Annotated in this window: 5 protein-coding genes; 2 read left to right on the top strand and 3 right to left on the bottom strand. The window is 70.4% G+C overall.

Annotated features, from left to right (window positions below):
• Positions 1–1,790, top strand: a 1,790-nt coding sequence (locus VNE62_07900; GenBank protein HVE92206.1) for a tetratricopeptide repeat protein, incomplete at its 5' end; no start/stop codon positions are given.
• 45 nt (positions 1,791–1,835) lie between these two features.
• Here VNE62_07900 and VNE62_07895 read toward each other — a convergent pair.
• Both VNE62_07895 and VNE62_07890 read right to left on the bottom strand, forming a co-directional pair.
• Entirely contained in the window at positions 1,836–4,946 is a 3,111-nt protein-coding gene (locus VNE62_07895; GenBank protein ID HVE92205.1) for an ATP-dependent DNA helicase, read from the bottom strand.
• Positions 4,943–7,909 (bottom strand): ATP-dependent DNA helicase, encoded by a 2,967-nt coding sequence (locus VNE62_07890; protein HVE92204.1) that lies wholly within the window; start codon positions 7,907–7,909, stop codon positions 4,943–4,945. Before VNE62_07890 ends, VNE62_07895 begins: the two co-directional genes overlap by 4 nt.
• A gap of 74 nt (positions 7,910–7,983) precedes the next feature.
• Between VNE62_07890 and VNE62_07885 the strand changes: the two genes are divergently transcribed.
• A complete protein-coding gene (locus tag VNE62_07885; GenBank protein HVE92203.1) occupies positions 7,984–8,451 on the top strand; it encodes a pyridoxamine 5'-phosphate oxidase family protein in 468 nt (155 codons plus the stop codon).
• A 1-nt stretch (position 8,452) separates the two neighbouring features.
• On the opposite strand, the gene VNE62_07880 is transcribed toward VNE62_07885, so the two are convergent.
• The coding region (locus tag VNE62_07880) for a hypothetical protein (protein HVE92202.1) at positions 8,453–8,812 on the bottom strand (360 nt) is incomplete at its 5' end.

The raw sequence follows: 8,812 nt of genomic DNA, 5'->3' as shown, positions 1-8,812 counted from the left end.
TCCGGCGGCTGCTGATGACGTCGCCGCTCGTGACCGTTCTCGGTCCGGGCGGGGTGGGGAAGTCGCGGCTCGGCCTCCATGTAGCCCGCCGCGCGCTCCCTGCCTTCCGGGGGGTGTGGCTGGCCGAGCTGGCGGCCGCCTCCCAGTCCGACCTCGTGCCCGGACGAGTGGCTGCCGCCGTCGGCGCCTCAGGGTCGCACGCCGTCGACGCTCTGGCGGAGCTGTTCGGCGAGGACGAGCACCTACTCGTGTTGGACACCTGCGAGCACGTGGCCGCGGCCTGCGCAGAGCTGTCGGCCGAGCTGCTGAGGCGATGCCCGTCCCTGCGGATCATGGCCACCAGCCGGGTGCCGTTGCGGTTGCCGCAGGAAGCGGTGTGGACGATGCCGCCGATGGACGAGCGCGAAGTGGTCGAGCTGTTCCGCGCCCGTTCCCGCGTGGCCGACGCCGACGACGCCGCGATCGCGTCGATCTGTATGCGGCTGGATGGGATGCCGCTCGCCGTGGAGCTGGCCGCCGCCCAGGCCGCGGAAGGCCGCATGGACGTGCTTTCCGAGCGGATCGACGCTGCCCTGCGGCTGCCGACGGCGGCCGCCGACCCGCGGCACGCGACCCTGCAGGCCACCATCGACTGGAGCCACGAGCTGCTGACGTCCGATGAGCAGGCGGCCCTGCGGCGCCTGGCGGTGTTCGCGGGCGGCTGGACGCGCCAGGCGGCGGCCTCGGCCTGCGGTATAGGCGATGAGCTCGACGCGCTCGTGGAGGCCTCACTCGTTGTCGCCAGGGGTAGCAGATACCGCATGCTCGACACGATCCGCGAGTACGCGTCACAGCGACTGGCGGACGCGGGCGAGACTTCCGGCGTCCTCCACGCCTACGCCACCTGGTTGGCCGACCTGCTCGTGAGCTACGACGAGTACTTCAACTCCGACCGGACGATGGAGGCCGCCGAGGTGCTCGGAGCCGAGCACGAGAACATCTCGGCCGCCCTGGCACACACGCTCGAGACGGACATCGGCCTGGCCGCCACGATCGCGTGCAACGCCTACATGTACTGGGAGATGCGCGGGTATTGGGACGAGGGGCGCCGATGGCTGGACCGCATCGCGGCCCGTGCCGACGAGCTCGAACCGTTACGGCGCGCATCCCTGCTTCGCTGGGCGGCATCGATGGCGCGGCGCCAGGGCGACCTCGAGGTGGCGGAGCCGTGGGTACGGCAGGCGTACGAGGCCTATGAGTCCCTCGGGCTCAAGCCGGGCGCCGCGTCGTGCCTGAACCAGCTGGCCCTCATGGCGCAGACGCGCCAGGACCTCGACGAAGCGCAAGCGCTTTTCGACCGGGCACTGCAGCTGACGGTCGAGTTGGAGGACCGCCTCGGCCAGGCGATCCTGCGCATGAACGCGTCGTTCAACCATGTCTACCGTGGCGACCGCGCGGCTGCGGAGGCCGAACTGCTCGAGGTGCTGGCGATCCGCCGGGAGCTGCGCGACGACAACGGTGTGGCCGACGTGCTACTCAACCTGGCCAAGGTGGCGTGGCACTTCGGCGACCACGGTGCCGGCGTGCCATACCTGGAGGAGGCCGCCGAGCTGTATGCGGGATTCGGCGACGACCAGGGCTACGCCGCATGCCTGTACCACCTGGCCTCTGCCGCCCTCGAGGCCGGCGACCGCGACGCGGCCGTGGAGCAGGCCACCGAGAGCCTAGAGCTGGCGCGGCGCGTGGGTGATCGTGAGCTGATCGGCTGGGCTGAAACACTGCTCGCGCCGCTCGTCAGCGCGGACGCGTGAGGCCCGCGCCCAGGGCCGAGCAGCGGGCTGGACCTTCCATGGCCCTCAGGGCGCCACCGTGGCCAAGCCTCGCTCCAGCCATTCAAGACCCCGCGGCTCGTAGGACTTGGATGCATCCCGGTCGGCCCCCAGGTAGGCGTAGGTCAGGGTGACGGGGCCGGTGACCACTCCCAGCTCCGCCAGGGCCTCCGCGTACAGCTCGAGCTGTTCCCACTCGGTCTCCTGCGGGACGGCTCCCGTCTTGAAGTCCACCACCTCGAGCCCTCCGTCGCGCTCGTAGACGGCGTCGATGCGACCGCGCACGAGCAGTCCGTCACGGACCTTGAGGATGAACGGCAGCTCGGCCAGCGGCTCGCTCGTGCCTGGCAGGCGGGCCAGGGTCCTGGCGGCGTAGCGGTCCTCGTAGTTGCTGCGCATCCGGGCGACGTGCTCGGGGTCCGGGGGCAGGGAGGCCTCGTCGAGCGCCTCCTCGTCGGCCAGTCCCACCAATCCCCGCGCCCGCTCCTCGATCCACGCGTGCATCTCGATGCCCAGGCGCTGAGCGTCCGTGAGCCTGCGCGGCAGCGGAGACAGGACACGGTCCGGCTCCTCTTTCGAGAGCGCGATGCGGACCGCTGACGTGGCAGGCAGCGACTTCGGACGCATGTCCGCCGGCTCGTCGACGGCAGCCATCGGAGTCAGCGAGCGGATCGTCCGGACATGCTCTTCGTACAGGTCCCGCGCCTCCGGCGAGTCGAGCACGTCGTCCGCGACGGTGCCACCGGCGATCAGCGACTCGGCCCTGTCCAGCCACTCGGCCCCCGGGCCCCCGGGCGCCTCGACGGGGGGAGGCCAGACGAGGTCCCGGCGCATCTTCTCCACGACCGGGTTGTCCTCGGTCGCCTCCTCCAGGCAGATCGTCTCGACGACGTCGGCGTGACCCAGGACCTCTTCCAGGAAGTCCGACGGGCCCTTGCGATCCTGCGCGCCGTACCACCACGCGCCCGAGCAGTACAGCCTGTGCCTGGCGCGCGTGACGGCGACGTAGAACAGACGGCGCTCGTCCTCCATCGCGCGCTCGCGCAGCTCGTTTCGGTAGCTCTGCTTGTTGCCCTTGAACACGGGCAGGTGCGCGGCGTCCTTACGGATTCCCGGCGGCAGCTGGCGCGCCGACGTGAGCGGGTCGGCCATTCGCACGTCCGGGAACACGGAGTACTGCTTCAGTCCGTCCCACTTGTTGACCTTCTGGCTGGCGGCGAGCGCCGGGACAAAAACGTTGTCGAACTCCAGGCCCTTTGCCGTGTGGATCGTCATCACCTTCACCGAGTCCGAGGAGGCCGACGCCGCCAGCGGGATCGGGTCCTCCGACTCCTCGGCCGCATCAAGGAACTCCAGAAACGACTCCAGCGTCGGCTCGCCTTCCAGCGGTGAGAACTCGGCGCAGACCCCGAGGAAGCTGCGCAGGTTCTCGTGCATCGCCGGCGCCGACCGCGCCGACGACGACAGCAGTGCGTCGGCCAGTCCCGACCGCTCGACCACCGTCTGCACCAGGTCCACCAGCGGGCGAGACGACTGCGCGCGCAGCGAGGACAGAAGCTCGACGAACTCGCGGATCCGCGGACGGGCCTCGTCGCTCACGCCGTCCACCTCGTGTAGGTGCGAAAGCGCGTCCAGAAGCGAGAAGGCGACCTCCCCAGGATCCGGCTCCGGGCCCCCGTCGGGCCGCAGGCCTTCGGTGAGCTCGCGGTTGGACGCGGCCGCCCAGCGGGAGATGGGCGCGATGTCGCTGTAGTGGACGCGGAAGCGCGGACCCATCAGGATGCGCGCCAGCCACCGGTTGCTGGACGGTCCGGGGTCGGACAGCAGCCGCAGCCAGGCAACGGTGTCCACCACGGCCGGGATCTTCAAAAGGCCACCCAGCTCCGGCATCTCCACCGGGATGTCCCGGGAGCCGAGCACCGCCACGACCCGGTCCATGTACCTCTTGCTGCGCAGCAGCACGGCAGTGTCGCGCCAGCCGTTCTTGTCCGGGTGAAGACGTTCTATTTCGTCTGCGATCCAGGACGCCTCCGTCTCCTGGTCGGAGAACAGCCCGGCCCCCACCCAGCCCTCGCCGTTCGCCGGGACGGCGACCAACTCGTCCCCCGGACGCCGCTCCTCGGGCACGGACGCGATGACGCGGTTGGCGAGGTGGACTATCCGGCGTCCGGACCTGTAGTTGGCCGACAGCGACGCCCGCTTGCCCGCGGACCCGTCGGCGGCCGGGAAGTCCGATGCGAACCCGATCAGGTTGAACATCGAAGCACCGCGCCACCCGAAGATCGCCTGCCGCGCGTCGCCGACGGCGGTGACGGCAGAGCCGGGCGGGCAGATGGCCTGGAGCATCACCTTCTGGGCCGGGTTGGTGTCCTGGTACTCGTCGAGCAGCACGACCGGGAAACGGTCGCGGTAGCCGGCGGTCACGTCCGGGAACTGCTCCAGGATCCGCACGGCCAGCGCTATCTGGTCGCCGAAGTCGATCTTGCGCCGCCGGCGCTTTTCGTCCACGTAGGCCTGGATGATCAGCGCGAAGTCGCGCCGTTTGCGCAGGGTGGTGAGGGCGTAATCGTCTGTGATCTCCGGCAGCAGCCTCGCGCACTCCTCGCGCAGCTCCTCGGGGTCCACCAGGTGGTTGGCGCACTGGTCGGCCAGCTCCAGGGTCTGTGGGATGAACGAAAGCGGGTGTCGCAGTTCCAGGGCTTCGAACACCTGGAGGCCGTCCACCAGCCGCTGGAGCATCTGCCACTTCTGGGCCTGCGTGAGCAGTCCTGCTTCGGAGTCGACTCCGATCCGCGGTCCGTGCGTGCGGACTATGTCCTGCGCAAAGGCGTTGTAGGTCGTGACGTAAGGGTGCTCGCGCGGGTGCGGCTCCATCCGCGCCAGCGCCTCGGTGAGCCGGCTCTCCAGCTCCCCGGCGGCCTTGTTGGTGAAGGTCAGCCCGAGCACCTGCGATGGGCGCACGACCGCCTGCTCCAGGAGATGGACGATGCGCGCCGTCATGACCGCGGTCTTGCCCGACCCGGCCCCCGCGACGATCGACATCGGCTCCAGCCCCGCGGTGATCGTCTCCCACTGCTCGGGCGAGGGCGAGTACCCGCGCAGCGCGGCCTTGATCGCTTCGGAGGCCGCAGCGGTCATGCCGGCACCTCGCGCCCCTCGGGCCACCGGGGGCACAGCGGCTTCATCCGGCACCACTGGCAGTCGGCCGTCGGGGACGGGTCAAAGCGTTCGGCGGCCGCCTCCGCGAGGATCCCCTCCAGCTTCGCGAGCGCGTTCTGCGCCTCCTCGGGCTTTTGGTACCTGCGCTGAAGCGATTTGTCCCCCGTGGTCCGGTCCGTGTGCTCGAGGGCCGGGTAGACGAGCTGCATCGACACCGGCTCCCCGTGCTGGATCAGCTCCGGGTAGCTCCTGGCCGCCAGGTAGTAGATGGCTAGCTGGAGCGAGTCCTTGGCTTCCTGCCAGGCCAGCGCGGAGCTGGACGTCTTGTAGTCGGACAGCACGAGCCCGCTGCCGTTGTGCGCGACGCGGTCGATGCGCCCGCGGATGGTGTGGCCTTCCACGATCAGGTCGTCGAAGGCGAACTCCACGGCAACGGTCCGGCCGCGCTCGCGTTCGTAGGCCCACCAGCGCTTGATCATCTGCATCCCGGCCTTGTAGTAGGTCCGGGCGAAGACGACGTTGGGGTAGTCGTCCTTGTGGTGGTCAACGAACCTTGTCTTGTAGATGGCCTTGGCCTCGTCCAGCGTCTTGATCTGCCCGACGAGCGGGTCGGCCTCCTCGAAGATGCCGTGGATCAGGGAGCCGAACTTCATCTGGTAGGTGGACGTCGGGTCCAGGCCGAGCACCGACTCCAGGACGTACTGCAGCGGGCAGTTGTCGTACTTGCCGATGCGCGAGTAGGACGTCGTCAGCTTTCCGTCCGGCGTGAGGGGCTGTCCGGCCGTGAAGGGACGGCGCCACCACCAGGCGGACGGGTCGACGGACGGGACCACGGCGAGCGCCGCCGCCGCGGCGGACCTCTCCGCATGCGACGCCCCGGGGGCCGAAAGCGTCCTGCGCAGCATCCCGGTCATCTCCGGGATCGTGAGCGGACGCTGGGCCTGCGAGGACGGGACCGGCTCGGGGACCTCGCCGAACGACTCCTCCAGGAACCTCGACGGCGCGGCCCTTCTGGTGCCGGGTGACGTGGATACGACAAGACGGGTGCGCGCCCGCGACAACGCCACGTAGAGGGTGCGCCGCTCCTCGACCAGCTGCGCCTGGGCACGGTCCACCGCCGACCCCAGCTCCAGCGCCCACGGGTCGAACAGTCCCTGCGCGCGGTGGGCTTTGGGGATCTGTCCCTCCGACACCCCCAGGACGCAAACCAGGTCCCACTCCAGGCCCTTGGCCGCATGAAACGAAAGAAGCGTCACGCCGCGTCCGGACCGCTGTCCCGGCTCGACCTCGCCCTCCACGCCGGACTGCGCCGTGGTTTCCAGGTACATGCGCATGGTGGCCCCCGGACGCCGCTCCACGAAGTGGCCGAGAGCCCGATTCAGCGAGATGAGCGCGTCGAGATTCGGCTGCTTCTCGTCGCCGGCGCGTGCGGCGGCAAGGGACGTGCACCACCGGGAAGCCTCGAACAGCCGGACGAAAGTGGCGTCCGCGGGCTCACCTGGGTCGGCCCTCACCGTGTCGCGCAGCCGGCAGAACTCCGCGGCCTGGTCGCAGCCGTCGGACTCCAGCACCTCGTTCAAAGGTCGCTCCTGCGCGTAGGCCATCCTGCGCAGCTCCCGAATGCGATGGGGGTCCAGGGTGATCAGCGGCGACGCGAGCACCGACGCGAGCAGGGCATCGTCGGGCTGGTCGATCAGGGCCACGCGGCACATGTCCAGGACGGCCCTGACGGAGGGTTCCGTGGACAGCGGCCTTCCTCCGGACACGGTCCGGTGCGGGACCCCGAGGGAGTCCAGCGTCCGCTGGAGCGGCGCCAGGTAGGCGGCCGGCTGCGACACCAGGATCGCCATCCGCTCGTAGGGCAGACCGTCGCCCAGGTGCGCCGCGCGAACCTCGCGTGCCGCGGCCTCGACCTCTCCGGCCATCGTCGAGTGGCAGCGCAGCTCGGCGGTTCCCGTGCCGGCCGCCCACTCCGTCGCGCGATGGGGGCCCGCGTCCGGCGCGTGGGAGATGAGGCGTGAGGTGACGCCTCCGATCCGGGGGCCGTGCCGGTGCACGGTCGGCAGGACGACCGTGTCGTGGCCCGGCGCGACTTCGGCGAATCGCGCCAGCCACGAGGGGTCGGCCCCCCGGAACGCCTCGATGGCCGAGTCGGGATCGCCCGCGCAGACCAGAGAGTCGGTGGACAGCCGGCGAAGCAGGGCCAGCTGAGCCGGCGCCAGCTCCTGGGCGTCGTCCACCAGCACGTGCGGGAACCGGTGCCGGACCTGGTCCCGCACCTCGTCGTTGAGGTCGAGCAGGCGGGCGGCCGCGCCCACCAGTCCCGCGTAGTCCAGCCGCGACTCGCGCGCCAGGTGCTCGCGGTATCGCAGGGCGAATCGAACAACCGCCTCGTGGTCCGGACGCTTCTCGGCCAGCTCCTCGAGCTCCGCGGGGGTGGCGCACCGGTGGCCGGCGCGTAGGACGAAGTCGGCGACCTCGCCTACGAAAGCCGAGGCGCGCAGCTGTCCGGCGTAGTCGCCCCAGGCCCCCGGGTCCTCGGTGGCGAGCAGCTCCGCGACCAGCGACCACTGCTCCGGCGCGGTAAGCAGGACCGGCGGACGCTGGGAGCCGAGCAGGCGGTAGTAGCGGGTGACGAGGTGGTAGGCGAACGCATGCCACGTGTGCACCGGCACCTCGACAAGGGCGCGGGCAGGCAGCCTCCACGGCAGGACGTCGCGCAGCTCCAGGGCTCTTCGCCGGGACGTGACCAGCAGCAGGACGCGATGCGGATGCCCCTCGGACGCAAGCCGCACCCACCGCTCCAGCAGGACTGTCGTCTTGCCCGTGCCGGGGGAGCCGGCCACGAGAAGCGGCCCGCCTTTGTGATCAACGGCCTCTTGCTGGCTCGGGTCGAGGTGGAACCCGGCGCTTGCGACCGGTTGCGCCACCGTCGTCTCCAATGCATCCTCCGGGTTTGATGAGCATCACATGATGCAGGGGAGTGCCGACAGTGGCCGGAAGCCAAGGAGGTTCGATGTCGAAGTCAGTGGGACGGCCGCACATCCCGGGGTACGGGATCCCGGAGCACCTCGAGGGGCTGCTCCCTTGGGACCACGTGGCCCGGCGGATGGAAGGATCGCGCCACTACTGGGTGTCCACCTGCCGTCCGGATGGGCGGCCACACGCGATGCCCGTGTGGGGCGTGTGGGTGGAGGGGACTCTTTACTTCGGGGGTGGGCCGCAGACCGTGTGGTCGAGGAACCTCGCGGCGAACCCCCTCGTATGCGTCCACTTGGAGAGCGGGGATGACGTGGTGGTGCTCGAGGGCTCGGTCGACCGGATCACCGAAGCGTCCCACCCGATGATGTCGCGGATCGACGACGCCTACGAGGCCAAGTACGAGATGCGACACGGCCCGCCGATCTGGGTACTGCGCCCGACCGTGGCATTCGCCTGGACGAAGTTTCCGGACGACATGACCCGGTGGGTGTTGTCGCCCTAGCTCACCAGTCCCCGCCGCCGGCGGTGCTGCCCGAGCTCGAGCCGGACCCCGAGCTGCTCGAGCCAGACCCGGCGCTGCCGGAGCTGGAGCTGGACCCGCCGGCGCTGGACCCGCCGGCGCTGGAGTCTCCCCAGTCGCCGCCTCCGGACGACGACCGGCGCCAGTCGTCCCCCGAAGGCCCGGACAGCCAGCTCCTCGGCCCCCGGCTCCCCCGCTCCCGGTACCCGTCCGGCAGGGTCCTTCCGAGATAGGCGCCTTCCCACGGAGCCGGCGCGTCGTAGTAGCCCGGGTCGTAGCGACGGCCCCCGTAGATCCCACCCCGGTGGTAGTGGTGCCGGACCCCGTCGCCGAACGCGCCGCT

Source organism: Actinomycetota bacterium, assembly GCA_035536535.1.
In the GTDB taxonomy this organism is placed as follows: Bacteria; Actinomycetota; JAICYB01; order JAICYB01; family JAICYB01; genus DATLNZ01.
This window is presented reverse-complemented; position numbering and strand designations above follow the sequence as displayed.